19 protein-coding genes are annotated in these 21,514 nt (G+C 38.1%); all 19 read right to left on the bottom strand.

What is annotated here, in order from left to right; translation table 11 throughout:
* The gene (locus tag MHH71_RS24555; RefSeq protein ID WP_033799062.1) at window positions 1-282 is read right to left on the bottom strand and encodes a DUF503 domain-containing protein; all 282 of its coding nucleotides are present in this window, start codon (window positions 280-282) and stop codon (window positions 1-3) included.
* Window positions 279-2,345 (bottom strand): translation initiation factor IF-2, encoded by a 2,067-nt coding sequence (infB, locus tag MHH71_RS24550; RefSeq protein WP_003199518.1) that lies wholly within the window; start codon window positions 2,343-2,345, stop codon window positions 279-281. Before infB ends, MHH71_RS24555 begins: the two co-directional genes overlap by 4 nt.
* A gap of 4 nt (window positions 2,346-2,349) precedes the next feature.
* Entirely contained in the window at window positions 2,350-2,661 is a 312-nt protein-coding gene (locus MHH71_RS24545; RefSeq protein ID WP_006095729.1) for a YlxQ family RNA-binding protein, read from the bottom strand.
* Window positions 2,662-2,934, bottom strand: a complete 273-nt coding sequence (gene rnpM / locus MHH71_RS24540) for an RNase P modulator RnpM (protein WP_017151265.1) — start codon at window positions 2,932-2,934, stop codon at window positions 2,662-2,664.
* 11 nt (window positions 2,935-2,945) lie between these two features.
* Entirely contained in the window at window positions 2,946-4,046 is a 1,101-nt protein-coding gene (gene nusA, locus MHH71_RS24535) for a transcription termination factor NusA (RefSeq protein WP_003199512.1), read from the bottom strand.
* 17 nt (window positions 4,047-4,063) lie between these two features.
* Window positions 4,064-4,534, bottom strand: a complete 471-nt coding sequence (gene rimP, locus MHH71_RS24530) for a ribosome maturation factor RimP (protein WP_018764706.1) — start codon at window positions 4,532-4,534, stop codon at window positions 4,064-4,066.
* A 334-nt stretch (window positions 4,535-4,868) separates the two neighbouring features.
* Window positions 4,869-9,170 (bottom strand): PolC-type DNA polymerase III, encoded by a 4,302-nt coding sequence (locus MHH71_RS24525; protein ID WP_006095731.1) that lies wholly within the window; start codon window positions 9,168-9,170, stop codon window positions 4,869-4,871.
* 125 nt (window positions 9,171-9,295) lie between these two features.
* Window positions 9,296-10,996: a proline--tRNA ligase gene (locus MHH71_RS24520; RefSeq protein WP_003208159.1), complete on the bottom strand. Its 1,701-nt coding sequence runs from the start codon at window positions 10,994-10,996 to the stop codon at window positions 9,296-9,298.
* Between the two features lie 152 nt (window positions 10,997-11,148).
* A complete protein-coding gene (rseP, locus tag MHH71_RS24515; protein ID WP_018764708.1) occupies window positions 11,149-12,405 on the bottom strand; it encodes an RIP metalloprotease RseP in 1,257 nt (418 codons plus the stop codon).
* A gap of 17 nt (window positions 12,406-12,422) precedes the next feature.
* Window positions 12,423-13,565 (bottom strand): 1-deoxy-D-xylulose-5-phosphate reductoisomerase, encoded by a 1,143-nt coding sequence (gene dxr / locus MHH71_RS24510; protein ID WP_006095733.1) that lies wholly within the window; start codon window positions 13,563-13,565, stop codon window positions 12,423-12,425.
* Window positions 13,566-13,585: 20 nt separating this feature from the next.
* Window positions 13,586-14,377, bottom strand: a complete 792-nt coding sequence (locus MHH71_RS24505; RefSeq protein ID WP_006095734.1) for a phosphatidate cytidylyltransferase — start codon at window positions 14,375-14,377, stop codon at window positions 13,586-13,588.
* 17 nt (window positions 14,378-14,394) lie between these two features.
* Window positions 14,395-15,171 carry an isoprenyl transferase gene (gene uppS, locus MHH71_RS24500; RefSeq protein ID WP_006095735.1) on the bottom strand — a complete coding sequence of 259 codons (777 nt, stop codon included), beginning with the start codon at window positions 15,169-15,171 and terminating at the stop codon, window positions 14,395-14,397.
* A gap of 85 nt (window positions 15,172-15,256) precedes the next feature.
* A complete protein-coding gene (gene frr / locus MHH71_RS24495) occupies window positions 15,257-15,814 on the bottom strand; it encodes a ribosome recycling factor (RefSeq protein ID WP_006095736.1) in 558 nt (185 codons plus the stop codon).
* Window positions 15,815-15,816: 2 nt separating this feature from the next.
* Window positions 15,817-16,539 (bottom strand): UMP kinase, encoded by a 723-nt coding sequence (gene pyrH / locus MHH71_RS24490; protein WP_003199491.1) that lies wholly within the window; start codon window positions 16,537-16,539, stop codon window positions 15,817-15,819.
* 66 nt (window positions 16,540-16,605) lie between these two features.
* Complete coding sequence (tsf, locus tag MHH71_RS24485) at window positions 16,606-17,493, bottom strand: translation elongation factor Ts (RefSeq protein ID WP_018764711.1); 888 nt, start codon at window positions 17,491-17,493, stop codon at window positions 16,606-16,608.
* A 102-nt stretch (window positions 17,494-17,595) separates the two neighbouring features.
* Window positions 17,596-18,297 (bottom strand): 30S ribosomal protein S2, encoded by a 702-nt coding sequence (rpsB, locus tag MHH71_RS24480; RefSeq protein WP_018764712.1) that lies wholly within the window; start codon window positions 18,295-18,297, stop codon window positions 17,596-17,598.
* Window positions 18,298-18,658: 361 nt separating this feature from the next.
* Window positions 18,659-19,438, bottom strand: a complete 780-nt coding sequence (gene codY, locus MHH71_RS24475) for a GTP-sensing pleiotropic transcriptional regulator CodY (RefSeq protein WP_000421292.1) — start codon at window positions 19,436-19,438, stop codon at window positions 18,659-18,661.
* 77 nt (window positions 19,439-19,515) lie between these two features.
* Window positions 19,516-20,907 carry an ATP-dependent protease ATPase subunit HslU gene (hslU, locus tag MHH71_RS24470; RefSeq protein WP_003199484.1) on the bottom strand — a complete coding sequence of 464 codons (1,392 nt, stop codon included), beginning with the start codon at window positions 20,905-20,907 and terminating at the stop codon, window positions 19,516-19,518.
* Window positions 20,908-20,929: 22 nt separating this feature from the next.
* Entirely contained in the window at window positions 20,930-21,472 is a 543-nt protein-coding gene (hslV, locus tag MHH71_RS24465) for an ATP-dependent protease proteolytic subunit HslV (RefSeq protein WP_003199482.1), read from the bottom strand.
* Between the last annotated feature and the right edge of the window lie 42 nt (window positions 21,473-21,514).

Below are 21,514 nucleotides of genomic sequence, written 5' to 3'. Positions count from 1 at the left end.
TCAATACCATTCCAATTGTGTTATCGTACGTTCAACCTCAGGAAACGAGTCAACATACGCAAGTACACGATTCATTTCTTTTTCGCAGACAACACGATTTGAGGATACGGAAACGATTGCAATTTCTGTACGTTGCCATACATCCTGGTGTCCAACTTCTGAAACAGATACATTGTACCTTTGTTTCACACGAGTTAAAATACGCTGTAAAATTGCTCGTTTCTCTTTTAAAGAATGCACATCATAAATCATACACTCAAATGAGAGTGAAGCGATAATCATCGCTTCACTTCTTCCATAATGTACGCCTCAATGATGTCCCCTTCTTTAAGATCATTATATCTTTCAATTGTGATACCACACTCATAGTTTTGTGCAACTTCTTTTACGTCATCTTTGAAACGTTTTAACGTATCAAGCTGTCCTTCGAAAATAACTACCCCATCACGAATGATACGTACGCCGCTATCACGTGTGATTTTACCATCAGTTACATAACAGCCTGCAATTGTTCCAACTTTAGTAACTTTGAATGTTTGACGAACTTCTGCTTGACCAATTACTTTTTCTTCGAATTCAGGATCCAGCATACCTTGCATTGCTGCTTCAATTTCTTCGATTACTTTGTAAATAATGCGGTGTAAGCGAATATCAACATTTTCTAATTCAGCTGTACGTTTCGCGTTTACATCAGGACGTACGTTAAATCCAATCACGATTGCATTTGATGCAGAAGCTAAAATAATATCAGATTCTGTAATTGCACCTACGCCTGTGTGAATGATTTTTATTTTTACGCCTTCAACATCAATTTTGCGAAGTGATGCTGCCATTGCTTCTACAGAACCTTGTACGTCCGCTTTCACAATTAAGTTAATTTCTTTCATTTCGCCTTCTTGAATTTGTTGGAATAAATCTTCAAGGCTTAATTTAGATTTTTCACCACGTTGTGCAAGCAATGCTTGTTGTGCACGTGATTCACCGATTTGGCGTGCTTTCTTCTCGTCAGCAAATGCCATAAAGCGATCGCCTGCTTGTGGTACTTCATTTAGACCTGTAATTTCAACAGGAGTAGACGGACCAGCAACTTTCACACGACGACCAATATCATTTACCATCGCACGAACACGTCCGAATGATGTACCAACAACAATTGGATCTCCTACTCGAAGTGTACCGTTTTGCACAAGTAATGTTGCGATTGTTCCTTTACCTTTATCAAGCTGTGCTTCGATTACAGTACCAGCTGCATAGCGATTTGGATTTGCCTTATATTCTTCTACTTCACTTACAAGAAGAATCATTTCTAACAGGTTGTCAATTCCTTCGCCTTGAATTGCAGAAATTGGTACGAAAATTGTATCTCCGCCCCAAGCTTCTGGAACTAATTCGTACTCTGTTAACTCTTGCATTACGCGGTCTGGATTTGCTGATGGTTTATCCATCTTATTCACAGCAACGATAATTGGTACTCCAGCTGCTTTCGCATGGTTAATTGCTTCAACTGTTTGTGGCATAACACCGTCATCAGCTGCAACAACAAGAATTGTAATATCTGTTACTTGTGCACCACGTGCGCGCATTGTTGTAAACGCTGCGTGACCTGGTGTATCTAAGAACGTAATTTTTTTGTCATTTACTTCAACTTGGTATGCACCAATATGCTGTGTAATTCCACCAGCTTCGCCAGCAGTTACTTTTGAATTACGAATAGAATCAAGCAGTGTTGTTTTACCATGGTCAACGTGTCCCATAATTGTAACAACGGCAGGACGTTCTTTTAAGTTTTCTTCATCGTCTTGCTCGTCCATGAAAGTTTCAAATTCTGTTTCGCTAACAATCACTTCTTCTTCTACTTCAATACCGTAATCACTAGCAATTAGCTCAATTGTATCTTTATCTAAATCTTGGTTAATTGTCGCCATAATACCTAGCATAAAGAGCTTTTTAATAAGTTCAGATGGCTCTTTTCCTAGTTTTTTTGCAAGTTCACTTACTGTAAGAGAACCGGTGAAAGTAACTTTATCCGGTGTCTCTACTGTTTGTGTTGGTTGTCTTCCAGCAAAGTTTTCTTGACGTTTGTCTTCATTTCCTTTGCCTTTTTTCTTCTTCTTATTGCTGTTCTTTTTGCTGCGAACAACTTTTTCTTCTACTTCAAACTCATCTGCAACAGAAGGTTTTTCTGCTCCAGTATTATATTGATTATCTAAATTATTTACTACTTCATCGTCTAACATTGTCATATGATTGGAGACCTCAATATTCATTTCTTTTAGTTTTGTAATAATATCTTTACTTGAGACATTGTGTTTCTTCGCATATTCATACACTCGAATTTTACTCATACCTTCACCCCCGGTAAGTTGTATCGAGCATGCTACGCAGCTTTTTCGCAAAGCCCTCATCTAACACGGCTACAACGACTCGCTCATCTCTCCCAATCGCATGCCCTAATTGTTGTCGATTTTCGACTTTTTTCATTGGTACGTTGTAGTACGTTGTTTTATCAGTAATACGTTTTGTTGTGTTCACTGACGCATCTTCAGAAAGCAATACAAGCTTTGCTTTGCCACTTCGTACCTCTTTTAAAACGAGTTCTTCACCCGAAATTATTTTTCGAGCACGGTTTGCTAGTCCTAAAAACGATTTCCAATCGGACACTTATTTCGACTCCTTCTCAACAAGCTCAAGGAGCTCTTCATAAAGAGAACTGTCGACCTTCGCTTTTAGATGATGTTCCAAAATATTTTTCTTTTGCGCTTGGATGATGCATTCCTTGTCTTTTGACAAATATGCACCACGTCCTGATTTCTTTCCAGTTAAATCAATAGACACTTCGCCCTCTTTGGAACGAACAATGCGAACGAGCTCGCGTTTTGATTTCATTTCTTGCGTTGCAATACATTTTCGTAACGGAACTTTTCGATTGCTCATACTCATCACCTCTATTCGATTTCATCTTCAACTGAATCGAATGCGATCATGTTGTCTTCTTCTGTTACAATGCCAAGTTGCTTCGCATCAGACTCGCTCTTAATATCAATTTTCCAGCCTGTTAATTTTGCTGCAAGACGTGCGTTTTGTCCACGTTTACCAATTGCTAATGAAAGCTGATGGTCTGGAACAACAACAGTTGTTGCTTTTTCCTCTTCATTCACAAGTACTTTTACAACTTGTGATGGGCTTAAAGCATTTGCTACATATTCAATTGGATCATTCGACCAGCGAACAATATCAATCTTTTCACCTTTTAGTTCATCTACGATGCGTTGTACACGTTGACCTTTTGGACCTACGCAAGAACCTACTGGATCAACATCGATATTCTCTGCATATACAGAAATTTTAGAGCGGTCGCCTGCTTCACGTGCTACCGAACGAATTTCTACAGTTCCATCGTAAATTTCCGGCACTTCAATTTCAAATAAACGTTTTAAAAGACCTGGATGTGTACGTGATACATAAATTTGTGGTCCTTTTGTCGTTTTTTCTACTTTTGTGATGAACACGCGAATGCGATCATGTGGTTTATATTGTTCGTTAGGCATTTGCTCACTTACTGGTAGTAGTGCTTCTACTTTTCCTAAGCTTACATAAATAAAACGAGCATCTTGACGTTGTACAATACCAACCATGATGTCTTCTTCACGATCACTAAATTCTGAATAAATAACACCGCGTTCCGCTTCACGCACACGTTGTGTTACAACTTGTTTTGCAGTTTGTGCTGCAATACGACCAAAATCTTTTGGCGTTACTTCAATTTCTAATACATCGCCATCTTGATAGTTCGGATTGATTTGTCTTGCTTCTTCTACAGAAATTTCAAGACGTGGGTCAAACACATTATCAACAACGTCTTTACGTGCTAAAACTTGAATTGTTCCCACTTCTGGATTAAAGCTAACGCGAACGTTTTGTGCTTGGTTAAAATTGCGTTTATAAGCAGAGATTAAAGCTGCTTCAATCGCATCAATAATAATATCTTTGCTAATACCTTTTTCTGATTCTAATACGAGCAAAGCATCTAACAACTCAGTGCTCATGAAGATCCCCCTTCTTACTAAAACGTAACAGCAAGTCGCGCATTCGCAACTTTGTCCATTGGAATTTGAATTTCTTTTTTACGTGTTTTAATTGTTAATAGTAGTGTAATTGTTGTACCATCGTAGGATAGTAGCTTTCCTTCAAACATCTTTTCACCATCGATCGGCTCATATGTTTTAATTGCCACTTGCTTTCCTACCGCTTGCTGGAAGTCTTTTTCTTTCTTTAATGGGCGTTCCGCTCCAGGAGATGATACATCCAAAAAGTAAAGATGAGGAATTGGATCCTCTTTATCTAAAGCTTCGCTTAAACGTTCACTTACCGCTCCGCATTCTTCAATGTCTACTCCTGTCTCTGAATCGATGGATACGCGTAGGAACCAGTCTTTTCCTTCTTTCACATATTCTACATCTACAAGTTCAAGATTTAACTCTTCAACAATCGGCTGCGCAAGTGCTTCAACAACTTCTGTGACTTTCTTATCCATAAACAGCCTCCTTTCTGCCGCCATGTACCATTTGAAAGAAAAAATCCGCCCTATTTAAAACGGTCTATCTTATTCTTTCTTGTTAGCTAACAAAAGCCCCTGCCATTAAGCAGGGAATATCTGTCTTAGTATTACCAAATTTAAGAAGTAAAACTTGTAACAAAATATGTATATACGACAGAAATGTCTCACCTACATCCATAGATAAAACATAGATAGTAACACGAAAGAGTGGGTTTCCCCACTCTTCTTTTCGCAAAATATACATGACATGGTTATCTCGGTTAATAGTATACCATAGCAAATAACGATTTGCAAAGATTTTTCCTGCCTGTTAGAACAGTGATAATTGGTTTTTATCCGGTAGATCTCCTAAACAACCTTGGCTATCTAAATACTCAATGATTGTTCTAGAAAGCTTACTACGTTGTTGCAAATCTTCTTTTGATAAAAACTCACCATTTCCACGTGCTTCCACAATACTTAAGGCCGCATTTGTACCAAGACCAGGTATCGCATTAAATGGAGGAATTAACGTATCTCCATCAATAATAAAGTCAGTTGCATGTGAACGATATAAATCAACCTTTTGGAATGAATAACCACGTTCACACATTTCAAGTGTCATTTCTAACACTGTTAGTAAACTTTTCTCTTTCGGCGCTGCATCCAATCCTTTTTGCGCAATTTCATCAATTCTTGCACGGATTGATGCCGAACCTTTGACCATCGCATCTACATCAAAATCATCTGCACGTACTGTAAAATATGCTGCGTAGAACAAGAGTGCAAAGTGTACTTTGAAGTAAGCGATACGTACAGCCATAAGTACATAAGCAGCCGCATGGGCCTTAGGAAACATGTACTTAATCTTTTTACAAGAATCAATATACCAACTAGGCACATTGTTATTACGCATTTCCTCTTCCCACTCTTCTGGTACACCTTTACCTTTACGCACCGATTCCATGATTTTAAATGCTAAGGATGGATCTAATCCTTGATAAATCAGATAGACCATAATATCATCACGACAACCGATAACTTCACTCAGTGTACATGTACCGTTATAAATGAGTTCGTTAGCATTACCAAGCCATACGTCTGTACCATGGGATAGTCCAGAAATTTGGACAAGTTCTGAGAATGTTGTTGGCTTTGTTTCCTCTAACATCTGCCTTACGAATTTTGTACCAAACTCCGGTATACCTAGTGTACCGGTTTTACAATTAATTTGTTCTTCTGTTACACCTAAAGATTCTGGTCCAGAGAAAATCTTCATTACTTCTGGATCATCTGTTGGTATTGTTTTTGGATCCACGCCGCTTAAATCTTGCAGCATACGAATAACGGTCGGATCATCGTGTCCCAGAATATCCAGTTTTAATAAATTATCATGAATAGAATGGAAGTCAAAGTGTGTTGTTCTCCATTCTGCCCCTACTGAATCGGCTGGGAATTGAATTGGTGAAAAATCAAAAATATCCATGTAATCGGGCACAACAATAATTCCGCCTGGATGCTGCCCTGTTGTGCGTTTTACACCAGTACAACCAGCAACAAGACGATCAATTTCTGCATTTCGAATGGTTAAGTTATGATCAGATGCATACCCTTTTACATAACCATAAGCTGTTTTCTCCGCAACTGTACCGATTGTTCCAGCACGGTATACATAGTCCTCACCGAACAGTACTTTCGTATAGTTATGGGCACGTGGTTGGTACTCTCCGGAGAAGTTCAAGTCAATATCGGGAACCTTATCCCCTTTAAAACCAAGGAATGTTTCGAACGGAATATCATGTCCATCTTTTACATACGGGATATTACATGTTGGACACTCTTTATCAGGTAAGTCAAAACCAGAGCCTACAGAACCATCATTAAAGAACTCTGATTGCTTACAATTCGGACATACATAGTGTGGCGGCAATGGATTTACTTCGGTAATTTCCATCATCGTCGCAACGAATGATGACCCTACCGATCCACGTGAACCTACAAGATAGCCGTCAACCAGCGATTTTTTCACAAGCTTATGTGAAATTAAATAAATAACGGCAAATCCATGCCCAATAATACTTTTTAATTCTTTTTCCAAACGTGCTTCTACGATTTCTGGCAATTCTTCACCGTAGATGCTGCGTGCCATTGTATAACTCATGTCACGCGTTTCATCATCAGCACCTTCAATTTTCGGTGTATATAGGTCATCTTTTACTGGATGAACATCACCAATTAACGATGCGACCTTTTGTGTATTCGTCACAACAATTTCTTTTGCTTTCTCTTCTCCTAAGAATGAGAAGCAATCTAACATTTCATTTGTTGTACGGAAATATACAGGCGGTAATGAATGACGATTTAATGGATTTGCCCCGCCCTGCGAACTTACTAAGATTTTGCGATACATTGCATCTTCTGGATCTAGATAATGCACATTCCCTGTAGCAACAACAGGTTTATCTAACGTTTCACCTAGTTTTACTAAGTTAGAAATAATTGTTTTTAACTGTCCTTCATCTCGAACGAGTTCACGTTCTACTAAATGACGCAACACTTCCGGAGGCATAACCTCAATGTAATCATAGAACTGCGCAATCTCTTCTACCTCTTCAGGAGCCTTTTGCATCATCGCTTCAAATACTTCACCCTTATCACAAGCAGTACCAACTAATATACCTTCGCGATATTTTTTTAATAAAGAACGTGGTACCCGTGGTACGCGGTAAAAGTAATTCAAATGAGAATATGAAACAAGCTTATATAAATTTTTTAAACCAACATCTGATGTTGCAAGTAGTGTCATATGACTTGGACGTCCACGTTTATACGCATCCCCTTGCCCCATGCTGTCATTTAATTGATCGTGATATTCAAAACCTTTTTCAATGACATCTTTTAACATTTTCACAAGTAAATAACCTGTTGCCTCTGTATCATAAATTGCACGGTGATGTTGCGTTAATTCAATATCAAGCTTTTTACACATCGTATTTAAACGATGATTCTTCATCTCTGGGAATAAAAATCTAGCTAACTCCAATGTATCAATAACTGGATTTTTCGGCTTGTCTAAGCCACATTTCTTAAACCCAACATTTAAGAATCCCATATCAAAACTTGCGTTATGGGCAACAAGTGTATGGTCACCCATCCATGATTCGAACTTTTTAAATACTTCTCCTACTTCTGGTGCATCCGTCAACATATCATCTGTGATACCTGTTAATTCAATAATTGTTGCTGATAATGGTTGATGCGGATTTGCAAAAGATTCAAAGCGATCGATAATTTCGCCGCCTTTCACTTTTACAGCGGCTAATTCAATAACCGTATCATATACAGCTGATAGCCCTGTCGTTTCAACGTCGAAAACAACGTATGTTTCATCTGCAAGTAGTCGATGAGTCTCATTATAAGCAATAGGAACACCGTCATTTACTAAATTGGCTTCTACACCATAAATGACTTTTACACCGGCTTTTTTACCAGCGGAATACGCTTCTGGGAAAGACTGTGCAACAGCATGGTCTGTAACAGCGATAGCCTCATGTCCCCATTTTCCAGCTTGAGAAACAAGCTTAGATACCGATGTAACAGCATCCATTTGACTCATTGGGGTATGCAAATGAAGCTCTACCCGTTTTTCTCCTTCAGGTGCTTTATCTTTACGAGAAGGCCCTGTTATTTCGTTAATATCGTTCGCAATCATTACTAAGTCACGAACAAACGTATCGTTTTGGACCGAACCTCGCGCTTTTACCCACATTCCTTTTTTTAAGGATTGCAGCATCGGAATATCTTCTTTATCACGTGAGAACATTTTAATCATAATAGAATCCGTATAATCCGTTATTTTTAACGTTAATAACGTACGTCCACTACGCAGCTCTTTTGTTTCCACATTGAAGACATAACCTTGAACAGTTTTTCTTCTTTCTTCATCTTGAATTTCGCGTAGCGGTGTAATCTCTTCATCAGGCTTAATAAGGTAACCGAGTACAATCGGCCCTTCATGTACAACATCACTTTCTTCAGCTTGCTTCTTGGCCATTTCTTCCATAGCTTGTATAACACGCTGACGATCTTCTTGCTGTGTTTGTTCACGAAATTTTTGAACTTCCTCTTCGTTTTGCTTTATATTTGTTTCAAGCTGAAAACGTGGAAATCCGAAAACTTCATATTGATCCCCTACCGACTTCGCAAGATTTTTCTTTAGCGCAGTAGATTCTAACTCATTATTCACATCAAGTAACAACTTCACTCCGTTTACATGCGGAAGTTGCTTTTTTAAATACGCAAACATAGGTGAAAAAGTAATTCGATCTGTACAAAGTGGCCAATATGCTTTGACCTCTTCTTCTGTAAATTGTTTATTCTCTGTTTCTAATGCAAATGACGTTTTTGCAATATGTGAAAATGACTGATTGAGCTGTGTTTCTAACAGTTCATATAATTCTGTTGGCAAAATACGTGGCACTTGTAAATCAAAATGCCAACTCTTATTTGCTTTATCAACAACTAGCCTTTGAATACCGCCACCTTGTAAATATTGATTGATAAGGTCTTCAGGCATTTGCAGCTGTTGGAGCAAAATTTGAAATCGCTCTTGTTGTTCGTTTGTTAATGACATAAGCAACCTCCTTCCATCTGCTATTATAAATTGAAACGTTCCGCAAAGAAAGATTTCTTCCTTTTAACTAATTATTTTTCATTTTACATAGAAATAGAAGGTACCTCACCTGGAGGTACCTCTTCTTATTTCAAAATATTAGCAATGTATGCATGAAGTTCTTCTACCTTTACTTCTGCAGATTCATTTGTAGCACGCACTTTTACTTCAACAATGCCTTCATCAGCTTTTTTACCAACTGTTACTCGAACTGGAAGACCAAATAAGTCTGCATCAGCAAATTTAACACCTGCACGCTCTGCACGATCATCTAACAATACTTCATAACCTTGTTCTTGTAATGAATTGTAGATCGTTTCACCTACTTCACGCTGTGCATCAGACTTCATGTTTACTGGAATTACATGTACATGGAATGGTGCAACAGCTTTTGGCCAAACCAAACCATTTTCATCGTTAAATTGCTCAGCGACTGCCGCAACTGTGCGAGATACCCCGATACCATAGCATCCCATGATAAGTGGCTTCGTTTTTCCATTCTCATCTAAGAACGTTGCATTCATTGCTTCGCTATAACGTGTACCTAATTTAAACACATGTCCAACTTCGATACCACGAGCAAAACGGATTGTCCCATTTCCATCTGGAGATTGATCTCCTTCTTGAATGAAACGTAAATCTGTATATTGACTCACTTTGAAATCACGCTCTGGATTTACATTTATATAATGGAATCCTTCTTCGTTTGCACCACAGCAACCATTTACAATTGCTGCTACAGCATGGTCAGCAATGACTTCAATGTCTCCTGTTACACCAATTGGTCCTAAAGAACCAACTTCGCAATTTAACAGTTCTCTTACCTCTTCATGTGAAGCAAGTTCAACAACTGAAGCACCATAGACATTCTTCACTTTTACATCATTTACTTCATGATCCCCGCGAACAAGTACAACAACAAACTTTTCATCGACTTTAAAGACCATAGATTTGATGCAATTTGACGCTTCCATATTTAAGAATGCAGAAACCTCTTCAATTGCTTTTTGATCTGGCGTTGCTACTTTTTCAAGTGCTTTTTCTGCTTCATCGCTTTTTGCATAGGAAGCAACAACAGGTGCCATTTCAATATTTGCTGCATAATCAGATGTATCAGAATACGCAATTGTATCTTCTCCTACATCAGATAATGCCATAAATTCATGTGTATCTTTACCACCCATTGCTCCAGAATCAGCAATAACCGCACGGAAATTCAATCCACAGCGAGCGAAGATATTAGAATATGCTTGGTATAGGCCACTATAAACTTCATCCAAACTTTCTTGTGTCGCATGGAAAGAATAAGCATCTTTCATTAAAAATTCTCTTCCGCGTAATAAACCAAAACGGGGTCTTTGCTCGTCACGGAATTTTGTTTGGATTTGATATAATGTTAACGGTAGCTTTTTATAAGATTTAATTTCATCACGTACAAGGTCTGTAATAACTTCTTCATGCGTTGCTCCTAGTGCAAACTCACGATCATTACGATCTTTCATACGCATTAACTCAGAACCGTAAGAATACCAACGACCTGATTCTTGCCACAATTCAGCTGCTTGTAATGCTGGCATTAATAATTCTACAGCTCCTGCTCGTTCCATCTCTTCTCGAACAATACGTTCCACTTTATGCAATACTTTTAGCCCCAGTGGTAAAAAGCTGTAAATACCAGAAGCATTTTGACGCATGAATCCTGCACGAAGTAGCAATTGATGACTTTTAATCTCAGCATCGGCTGGTACTTCACGTAATGTAGGACTAAATACCATACTTTGTTTCATCTATTCGCACCTCTTTAATTTACTCTAATACGCAGTAAAACCCCCCACCTCAAATTAGGTGAGGGATTACGACTCTAAGAGTTTTATTCATTTCATTCACTATTCACAAAAAACATCGTGAATTTTATACTTACTACAAGTTTCACTTTATTTTACAAGAAAAATCTCCGAATGTCATTCCACGTTACAACTAACATAAGTAACATCAATAACGCAAAGCCAATAAAATGAACCATTCCTTCTTTTTGGCGATCAATTGGTTTCCCACGCAAAGCTTCAATTAAGAAGAAGAACAAGCGTCCTCCATCAAGAGCAGGAACCGGTAATAGGTTGAATAGACCAAGGTTTATGCTTAAAACAGCCGCCAAACTAAGAACACGAATAAAGCCATAATCTACTACTTGGTCTGTTAAATTATAAATTCCTACGGGACCTGATAAATCATTAATAGAAAACTGACCCGTCACTAGTTTTACAAGGGAATCAAAAATTAATTTTGTCCATGTATACGTCTGCTCAAAACCTGATTTAATAGAACCAAAAATAGATTTCTCTACAGGAGAGTATACACCAATTCTACCAACCTCTTCTTTCCCCTCTTTATCAGCTGATGGCGTTACTTTTACATTCAATTGTTCGCTGTCACGTTTTACATGAAGCGTAATTTCTTTATTTGGGTGTTCACGTACAATCGTGACAACATCTTTCCATGTATTCGTGTCTTTCCCATCGATTGCTTGAATCGTATCATCTTGTTTCAATCCTGCTTGTTCTGCAACACTATCCTTCATTACTTTCCCAACCATTGGCTTATCAACAGGAATACCTTGTACCAATCCAATGATAACAAAAATAACAAATGCAAGAATGAAGTTCATAGCAGGACCTGCAAAGATTGTTAATGCTCGCTGTCCTAGCGTTTTAGAACCAAATTGTCTGTTAAACGGGGCGATTTGTATTTCTTCTCCTGCTGAAACAATACGAGCTTTTTCACTCACACGGAATGTTTGCAATTCCTCCTCGTATTCTTCGTAACCAGCAATTGTGAGATTGTGTTCCAAATCAGCTTGCTCTACTTCAATCACGCGAACATTCGGATACTTTTCGCGCCCGTCTAAAACTAATTTCATAACTTCTTCGTTTTCATTTAACACGAGTCCAACTTTTTTTCCTGGTTTTAATTCAACCGTTTCTGCATCCTCACCAGCCATTCTAACATAGCCTCCAAGAGGTAGCAGCCGAACTGTATAAACTGTTTCATTCTTTTCAAATGAAAATATTTTTGGACCAAAACCAATTGCAAACTCGCGACATAAAATACCCGCTCTTTTTGCGAAATATAGATGCCCTAGCTCATGGAAAAATACGAGTGCACCGAAAATTAATATAAAGGCAATCGCTGTATTCAATTCCATAACCACCTTTGCTAAATTTGTTCCATCACAAACCGTCTTGTGGCCGCATCAATTTCCTGAATTTCTTCTAAGCTCGGACGTGCAATGACATTGTGATGGTGCATTGCTTTTTCAATGAGGTCTTCTACTGTTAAGAAACTAATTTTCTTTTGTAGAAAGGCTGCTACAGCTACTTCATTTGCTGCATTCATAACAGCTGGCATGCTCCCACCCATCTTTCCAGCTTCATATGCAAAACGTAGGCAACGGAAACGATCTGGATTCATTTGTTCAAAATGCAGTGTTCCAATTTCCCATAAATTTAACTGTTTTGTATCTGAGAGAGGTAATCGATCTGGATATGTAAGTGCATATTGAATTGGTACACGCATATCTGGTGAGCCGAGCTGTGCCATTACACTACGATCTTCAAATTCAACCATAGAATGAATAATGCTTTCTTTATGTAAAACAACATCAATTTGCTCATAAGGTATGCCGAAAAGCCAATGCGCTTCAATTACTTCCAGCCCCTTATTCATCATTGTAGCAGAATCAATTGTAATTTTCGAACCCATTGACCAGTTTGGATGACGAAGCGCATCTTCCACAGTCACATGATGTAATTCATCTCTCGTTTTATCGCGGAAACTCCCACCTGAAGCAGTGATAATTAAGCGAGAAATTCGCTTTTCATTTTCTCCATTCAAACATTGAAAAATAGCCGAATGCTCACTATCTACTGGAAGTAACGGCACATTATGTTTGCGTGCAGCTTCCATTACAATATGTCCCGCAGTTACTAATGTTTCTTTGTTTGCAATTCCAATTGTTTTTTTCGCCTCAATTGCACGGAGTGTTGGTAACAACCCTACACTACCTACAACAGCATTTATTACAACTTCTGCACTTGGGTGAAGAGCTACCTCTAATAGTCCTTCGTCACCATATACTACTTTTGTATTTCCAGAAACTGATTGTAACCTTACAACATCTTCCTCTCTTTGTACAGAAACAAGCTGAGGAGAAAATTCTTGAATAACTTTTACTGCGTAGTCAATATTTTTCCCTACAGAAAAAGCAACGAGACGGAATTGGTCTGGGTGCGAGCGTACTACATCTAAAGTTTGCGTCCCTATTGATCCGCTTGCCCCTAATAAACTAATGTTTTTCATGACTCCAACCCCTCGTTTTATTATGAAATGAAATGTAAGAAGTGTAAAATCGGTAATACGAACAACCAACTATCTGTTCGATCTAAGATTCCACCATGTCCAGGTAAAATTGTACCTGAATCTTTCACACCATAATGGCGTTTAAAAGCAGATTGTACTAAATCACCAAGTTGTCCAAAAATGGAGATTGCAATTGTAACAATTATTAACATCCCAACGTTCCCTTGAACTTGGAAAAACATATTGTATACAAAAGCAACGACAATCCCACAAACAATACCACCTAGTGAACCTTCTATCGTTTTATTCGGACTAATTTCTGGCCACAATTTTCTTTTTCCGATTGCTTTCCCTATGAAATATGCACCTGAATCAGTTGCCCAAATGACAAATAACGCATAAAATACAAAATGGATTCCCGCTATTCTCGTTTCATTTAAATATAAGAATCCCATTGCAACATACGTTGTTGCCATAAGTAAAAAAGAAGCATTGTCAAAAGTAAATGTATTCTTTGAAAGGACTGTATATGATAAAAGTAATAAAACAATCACAAATGTGATTTCTAGTTTATTTAATCCAATCCAATTGAACACTCCTGATGCATTACTTGGAACTAAAATACTCCACAATAATAATGCGGCTAAAACTGTTGGCACCGAAATAAGTGTAAGCTTGTTCATACGAATTAATTCATATAATCCTATAGAAGCAAGTGCATACACTAAAACTGTAAAAGGCACGCCACCGTAAATTACGATGGGAATGAACAGCGCGGCAGCAATCACTCCAGTAATAATTCTCTGTTTCACTACCAAACCCTCTCTTTCTACACGCCTCCGAATCTGCGCCCTCTATGTTGAAAGTCTGTAATCGCATTTAGCAAATGTTCCTCGGTAAAATCTGGCCAATACACATCTGTAAACCAAAGCTCCGAATACGCAATTTGCCATAGCATGAAATTACTAATACGTAGCTCCCCACTTGTACGAATAAGCAAGTCTGGGTCAGGTAAAGAGCTTGTCATTAAGTATGAAGAAAGCATTTCTTCATTTACATCTTCTGAACGAACTTTCCCTTCTTCGCTATCTTTCATCATATGTTGCACAGCAGAAACGATTTCATCGCGACTTCCATAGTTTAACGCAAAATTGAGAATTAATCCCGTGTTCTCTTTTGTATCTTCCATGGCTTTTTCCATCGCTCTGCGCGTATGCGTAGGAAGACGATCTTTTTGTCCAATTACTCGAACTTGTACATTTTCTTCAATTAATTCTGGTAAAAATGCACCTAAAAATTCTTCTGGAAGCTTCATTAAATAATCGACTTCCTTTTTCGGTCTTTTCCAATTCTCAGTAGAAAAAGCATAAAGAGTCAGCACTTTCACATCAAGTTTACTAGCAAATTTCGTAATTTTTTTTACTACTTGCATTCCTTCATGATGTCCGGCAATGCGGGGCATTGCTCTTCTCTTTGCCCATCTTCCATTACCATCCATAATGATCGCAATGTGCTCTGGGATATGTCCCTTTTTCACTTTTTCAATGAGATGATCAAACGATGTGACCTTTTTACCTTTAAAAAAAGGAAACTTTTTAAACATCATTCATACCCTCCAACAAGCAGACGTATGCCTAAAAGTGTAAAAAGACCCCCTTAAGAAGAGGGTCATATTTGCGAAGGTATCGCTATTACACTTCCATGATTTCTTTTTCTTTGTTTTTTGTGATTTCGTCAACTTTTGCAATATATTTATCTGTTTCTTTTTGGATATCTTCTGTATATCCTCTTAAGTCGTCTTCTGTAATATCTCCAGCTTTTTCAAGCTTTTTAAGATCATCATTAGCATCACGACGTACGTTACGAACTGCTACTTTTGCTTCTTCAGCATATTTCTTAACAGTTTTTACTAGGTCTCTACGACGTTCTTCTGTTAATGCAGGGAATGCAATACGAATTACTGATCCGTCGTTAGAAGGATTTAGACCTAAATCAGCTTTTAAAATTGCTTTTTCAATATCACCGATAGAAGTTTTATCATACGGCTGAATAACAAGCAAACGTGCTTCAGGAACTGTAATGTTCGCTAATTGCACAACAGGTGTTGGTGCACCATAATAATCAACTTGTACTTTATCTAATGCAGACGCGCTTGCACGACCAGCACGAACTGAAGCTAATTCGCGAGAATAAGCAGCAACTGCTTTTTCCATTTTTTCATTTGTAGCTTTTAATACTTGTTGTCCCATTTTTATTTCCCCCTTACAATTGTTCCAATATTTTCGCCTAAAACGGCACGCTTAATATTACCTTTTTCCATAACCGAGAATACAATTAATGGAATATCATTATCCATACATAAAGAAGAAGCAGTAGAATCCATTACACCTAAACCTTCTTTTAATACATCTAAGTAGGTAAGTGTTTCATATTTCGTAGCTGTTGGGTCAATAGATGGATCTGCATTATATACGCCATCTACATTGTTTTTCGCCATTAAAATAACATCAGCTTCGATTTCTGCTGCACGTAATGCTGCAGTTGTATCTGTAGAGAAGTACGGGTTACCTGTACCCGCTGCAAAGATAACAACACGCTTCTTCTCTAAGTGACGAACTGCTTTGCGGCGAATGTAAGGTTCTGCCACTTGACGCATTTCAATAGAAGTTTGAACGCGTGTTTGAATTCCAATGTTCTCCAAGCTATCTTGAAGAGCTAATGAGTTCATAACTGTCGCTAACATGCCCATGTAGTCCGCTCCTGCACGGTCCATGCCCATTTCACTTCCAATTTTCCCACGCCAAATGTTACCGCCGCCAACAACAACAGCAACCTCTACATCAAGTTCTGCAATTTCTTTCACTTGTTCTGCAACTGACTTAATAACAGCTGGGTTAATTCCAAATCCTTGTTCACCAGCTAAAGCTTCTCCGCTTAGTTTTAAAACGACACGATCATATTTCGGTTTACTCATAATGAACCTCCAATTGCTTACATCTTTATTTTAAAAAAGGGAACACAATGTGTTCCCTAATCTGTATTAGTTGTTACCTTTTACTTGGTTCATTACTTCTTCAGCAAAGTTGTCTTCGCGTTTTTCGATACCTTCACCAACAGCGTAGCGAACGAATCCTTTTAATGTTCCGCCTTTAGACTCAACGAACTGACGAACTTTCATATCAGGGTTTTTAACGAATGCTTGGTCAAGTAAGCAAATCTCTTCAAAGAATTTACCTAGACGGCCTTCAACCATCTTAGCAACGATTTTTTCAGGCTTGCCTTCGTTTAAAGCTTGTTGTGTTAATACTTGACGCTCGTGCTCAACTTCTTCAGCTGTTACAGCATCGCGGTCGATGTATTTAGGGTTAACTGCTGCAATGTGCATTGCTACATCTTTAGCAGCCGCTTCATCTGTAGAACCTTCAAGAACTGTTAATACACCAATGCGTCCACCCATGTGTAGGTAAGCACCGAATGCATCTGCATCAGTTTTTGATACGATTTCGAAACGACGAAGTGTAAGTTTTTCACCAATTTTAGCGATTGCTTCGTTGATGTACTCTTCTACTGTTTTGCCGTTTGCAATTGTTTGAGCCATAGCTTCTTCAATGTTAGCAGGTTTGTTAGCTAATAAATGAGCAGCTAATTCTTTAATTAATGTTTGGAAACCTTCGTTTTTCGCAACGAAATCAGTTTCAGAGTTTAATTCTAAGATTAAACCTTCGTTACCGTTTGTTTCGATGAAAGTTAAACCTTCAGCAGCGATGCGGTCTGCTTTTTTAGCAGCTTTCGCAATACCTTTTTCACGTAAGAAGTCAATTGCTTTCTCCATGTCGCCGTTAGTTTCTGTTAAAGCTTTTTTGCAGTCCATCATACCCGCGCCAGTTTTTTCACGAAGTTCTTTTACCATTTGTGCAGTGATTGCCATATTTTTCATCCTCCTAAAATATGTATTTATACCTTTTGAAAAGGTGTTTATACCTTAAAAAAGGTGATAAAAGGCCGAACCCCTTATCACCTTTCAAATTTGTTACGCAGTAACAGTTTCTTCACCTTGTTTTGCTTCAAGGATCGCGTCTGCCATTTTAGATGTAAGAAGTTTTACAGCACGAATTGCATCATCGTTTGCTGGAATTACGTGATCGATTTCGTCTGGATCACAGTTTGTATCAACGATACCGATGATTGGAATGTGTAATTTGCGTGCTTCAGCAACTGCGATACGCTCTTTACGAGGGTCTACTACGAATAATGCACTTGGAAGACCTTTCATATCTTTAATACCGCCTAAGAATTTTTCAAGACGCTCTAACTCTTTTTTAAGTTGAACAACTTCTTTCTTAGGAAGTACATCGAATGTACCATCTTCTTGCATTCTTTCGATGTCTTTAAGACGCTTGATACGCTTTTGGATTGTTTGGAAGTTTGTTAACGTTCCACCTAACCAACGTTGGTTAACGAAGTACATACCTGCACGAGTTGCTTCTTCTTTAATAGCTTCTTGTGCTTGTTTTTTTGTACCTACGAATAAAATGTCGCCACCTTCAGCAGCGATGTTACGCATTACGTTGAAAGCTTCTTCAACTTTTTTCACAGTTTTTTGTAAGTCGATGATGTAGATACCGTTACGCTCTGTGAAAATGTAACGTTTCATTTTTGGGTTCCAACGACGAGTTTGATGTCCGAAATGAACACCAGCTTCAAGCAATTGCTTCATAGAAATTACTGACATAATTTAGTTCCTCCTAAATGGTTTTTGATATCCTCCGTTTACTTCATCTTTAAGCGAAACTACAAGCGTAGCACCAACACTTAAATCGGTAAACGTGTGTACTTTGTACTGACACCACTGCTTACTATATCATAATGAAATATTACAATCAAGTCGAAAATGCGAACAATGTAAAACTTTCTTTTTAATTATGATTTTACTCATCTATTTCTCAATTCTAACTTCAGTATTACCACTCTTCCTTTACTTTAAGCAGCCGTACCTAATAAAGCAAAACTACGGCTTTTTCCCCATCAGAACGCAATGAATATTTTAGAAAATAAAAAAGCTCTCCTCACATGAGGAGAGCTTCCCTTAACAATTAGTTTGTTTTTAATTTAGCAAGTTCATGTAAAAACTTGTCGTTCAATACTTTAATGTATGTTCCTTTCATACCTAAAGAACGAGATTCAATAACGCCTGCACTTTCTAATTTACGAAGTGCGTTTACGATTACAGAACGAGTAATTCCTACACGATCAGCAATTTTACTTGCAACAAGTAAACCTTCTGTTCCATTTAATTCTTCGAAGATGTGCTCAATTGCTTCTAACTCACTGTATGATAACGAGCTAATTGCCATTTGAACGACCGCTTTACTACGCGCTTCTTCTTCGATTTCTTCCGCTTTTTCGCGTAAGATTTCCATACCTACTACAGTTGAGCTGTATTCAGCAAGAATTAAATCATCATCTAAAAATTCTTGACCAAGACGCGCTAACACTAGTGTACCTAGACGCTCACCGCCACCAACGATCGGTACAATTGTAGTTAAACCTTGACCGAATAATTCTTTGTTTTCTACAGGGAATGCTGTAAATTGACTGTTTACATCTAAGTTTGAAGATGTTTCTGTAACGTTGAATAGGCTTTGTGTATACTCTTCTGGGAATTGACGCTCTGCAAGCATTTGTTTCATGCGCTCATTCTCGATTTGTTGGTGAATTGCATATCCTAATAATTTACCGCGACGACTTACAACGAATACGTTTGCTTCAATTACTTCACACATTGTATCTGACATTTCTCTAAAGTTTACAGGCTTTCCTGCTGCGCTCTGTAATAACGCATTTAATTTTCTCGTTTTTGCTAATAATTCCATTTCAAAAGTTCCTCCTACATGTTACTTACATATTTTTTCATCACTTGGAAACTAGGGCGAGTCACCTGATGACACTATTACAAAATAAACTGGCTCACATCTTTATTTTTAGCAATCGTTGCTAATTTTTCCTCTACATATTGAGGTGTTATCGTTATTTTCTCTAACGTAATCTCAGATGCTTCAAACGATAAATCTTCAAGAAGTTTCTCCATAATGGTATGAAGTCTTCTCGCTCCAATATTATCCGTATCTTGATTAACTTGATAAGCAATCTCAGCAATCTTACGAATAGCTTCGTCAGAAAATTCAATTTCTATACCCTCAGTTGCTAATAATGCTATATATTGCTTCACTAAAGCATTATCAGGTTCTACAAGAATTTTAACAAAATCATCTACCGATAATTTTGTTAATTCCACTCGAATCGGGAATCTTCCTTGCAGTTCTGGAATTAAATCAGACGGTTTGGACATATGGAAGGCACCAGCCGCAATAAATAAAATATAATCTGTTTTCACCGATCCATATTTCGTTGCAACGTTCGATCCTTCTACAATTGGCAAAATGTCACGCTGTACACCTTCACGCGATACATCCACGCTATTCGACTGCTTACCAGCAATTTTGTCAATTTCATCAATAAAAATAATCCCGAGCTGTTCAGCACGATAAACAGCCTCTTGTGTAACTTCATCCATATCAATTAAGCGCTGTGCTTCCTCATTTGTCAAGACTTTTCTTGCTTCTTTTACAGAAAGTTTACGTTTTTTCGTTTTTTTCGGCATAAAACTTCCTAATGCATCTTGGAAATTCATCCCCATTTGCTCCATACCAGTACCTTGCAACATATCAAACATAGAAGACTGTTGTTCCGTCACTTCAATCGATACAATTTCATCTTCAAGTAAACCTGCGGCAAGTTTCTTTTCAACTTCTCTGCGCTTCTTTTCAATTTCTGTGTCATCTTGTGTTTCAGATGTCTGATTCGCATTTTGATTTCCACCAAATAACATCTCTAACGGATTTTTGAATCCGGATTGTTTTTGCGGACTTGGCACCAAAATTTCAACAAGCCGTTGATTTGCTTGCTCCTCAGCCTTATCTTTAACCTTGACGACCATTTCTTCTTTTACGATGCGAACTGAAGTTTCTACAAGGTCACGCACCATAGATTCTACATCTCGACCGACATATCCAACTTCTGTGAATTTCGTCGCTTCAACCTTAATAAAAGGTGCTCCAACGAGCTTCGCCATTCGTCGTGCTACCTCTGTCTTTCCGACCCCTGTCGGTCCAATCATTAAAATGTTCTTCGGAGCAATTTCATCGCGTAAATCTTCCGCTAATTTACTACGACGATATCGATTTCTAAGCGCTACTGCAACCGCTTTTTTCGCATCTTTTTGACCAATAATATATTGATCCAATTTTTCTACAATTTGACGCGGAGTAAAATGTAAATGCATATAAAATGCCTCCCTTACGATTCTACAATTCTTCCACAATAATGTTGTGATTTGTATACACACAAATGTCACCAGCAATTTCTAAACTTGCTTTCGCAATTGCTTTTGCTGTTAAATGTTCACTCGCATGTTGCTTTAAAGCGCGACCAGCTGCAAGCGCATAATGTCCACCTGAACCGATTGCTAAAATGCCATCATCCGGTTCAATTACTTCTCCTGTTCCTGAAACAAGAAGTAACGTTGTTTGATCCATAACGATTAACATCGCTTCCAATTGACGCAGCATTTTATCACCACGCCATTGTTTCGCCATTTCAACTGCAGCACGTTGTAAATTTCCATTATACTCTTCTAATTTCCCCTCAAACATTTCAAAAAGAGTAAACGCATCCGCAACGGAACCTGCAAATCCAGCTAACACCTTCCCTTGAAATAGCTTTCGAACTTTTCGTGCTGTGTGCTTCATCACAACAGCATTGCCAAATGTCACTTGTCCGTCGCCGGCCATAGCACACTCTCCATTATGGTGAATGGCAAATATCGTTGTAGCGTGGAAATTTCCCATAGAAAAAACTCCTTTATATGTTTTTATAGCTTTAAAAGCAAT

Origin of the sequence: Bacillus sp. FSL H8-0534, assembly GCF_038005885.1 — a bacterium.
Lineage (GTDB): Bacteria > Bacillota > Bacilli > Bacillales > Bacillaceae_G > Bacillus_A > Bacillus_A pseudomycoides.
Note: the sequence above shows the minus strand (reverse complement) of the source record. Positions and strands in the feature narration are given on the sequence as shown.

Coding starts and splice junctions, on each gene's coding strand:
- MHH71_RS24520 (WP_003208159.1), bottom strand. CDS start 10,996: ATGAAACAAAGTATGGTATTTAGTCCTACATTACGTGAAGTACCAGCC.
- infB (WP_003199518.1), bottom strand. CDS start 2,345: ATGAGTAAAATTCGAGTGTATGAATATGCGAAGAAACACAATGTCTCA.
- rnpM (WP_017151265.1), bottom strand. CDS start 2,934: ATGAGCAATCGAAAAGTTCCGTTACGAAAATGTATTGCAACGCAAGAA.
- nusA (WP_003199512.1), bottom strand. CDS start 4,046: ATGAGCACTGAGTTGTTAGATGCTTTGCTCGTATTAGAATCAGAAAAA.
- pyrH (WP_003199491.1), bottom strand. CDS start 16,539: ATGAGTAAACCGAAATATGATCGTGTCGTTTTAAAACTAAGCGGAGAA.
- hslU (WP_003199484.1), bottom strand. CDS start 20,907: ATGCATTTACATTTTACTCCGCGTCAAATTGTAGAAAAATTGGATCAA.
- codY (WP_000421292.1), bottom strand. CDS start 19,438: ATGGAATTATTAGCAAAAACGAGAAAATTAAATGCGTTATTACAGAGC.
- frr (WP_006095736.1), bottom strand. CDS start 15,814: ATGGGACAACAAGTATTAAAAGCTACAAATGAAAAAATGGAAAAAGCA.
- tsf (WP_018764711.1), bottom strand. CDS start 17,493: ATGGCAATCACTGCACAAATGGTAAAAGAACTTCGTGAAAAAACTGGC.
- hslV (WP_003199482.1), bottom strand. CDS start 21,472: ATGGGAAATTTCCACGCTACAACGATATTTGCCATTCACCATAATGGA.
- dxr (WP_006095733.1), bottom strand. CDS start 13,565: ATGAAAAACATTAGTTTATTAGGGGCAAGCGGATCAATAGGGACGCAA.
- MHH71_RS24525 (WP_006095731.1), bottom strand. CDS start 9,170: ATGTCATTAACAAACGAACAACAAGAGCGATTTCAAATTTTGCTCCAA.
- uppS (WP_006095735.1), bottom strand. CDS start 15,171: ATGATGTTTAAAAAGTTTCCTTTTTTTAAAGGTAAAAAGGTCACATCG.
- MHH71_RS24555 (WP_033799062.1), bottom strand. CDS start 282: ATGATTATCGCTTCACTCTCATTTGAGTGTATGATTTATGATGTGCAT.
- rpsB (WP_018764712.1), bottom strand. CDS start 18,297: ATGTCAGTAATTTCTATGAAGCAATTGCTTGAAGCTGGTGTTCATTTC.
- rimP (WP_018764706.1), bottom strand. CDS start 4,534: ATGGATAAGAAAGTCACAGAAGTTGTTGAAGCACTTGCGCAGCCGATT.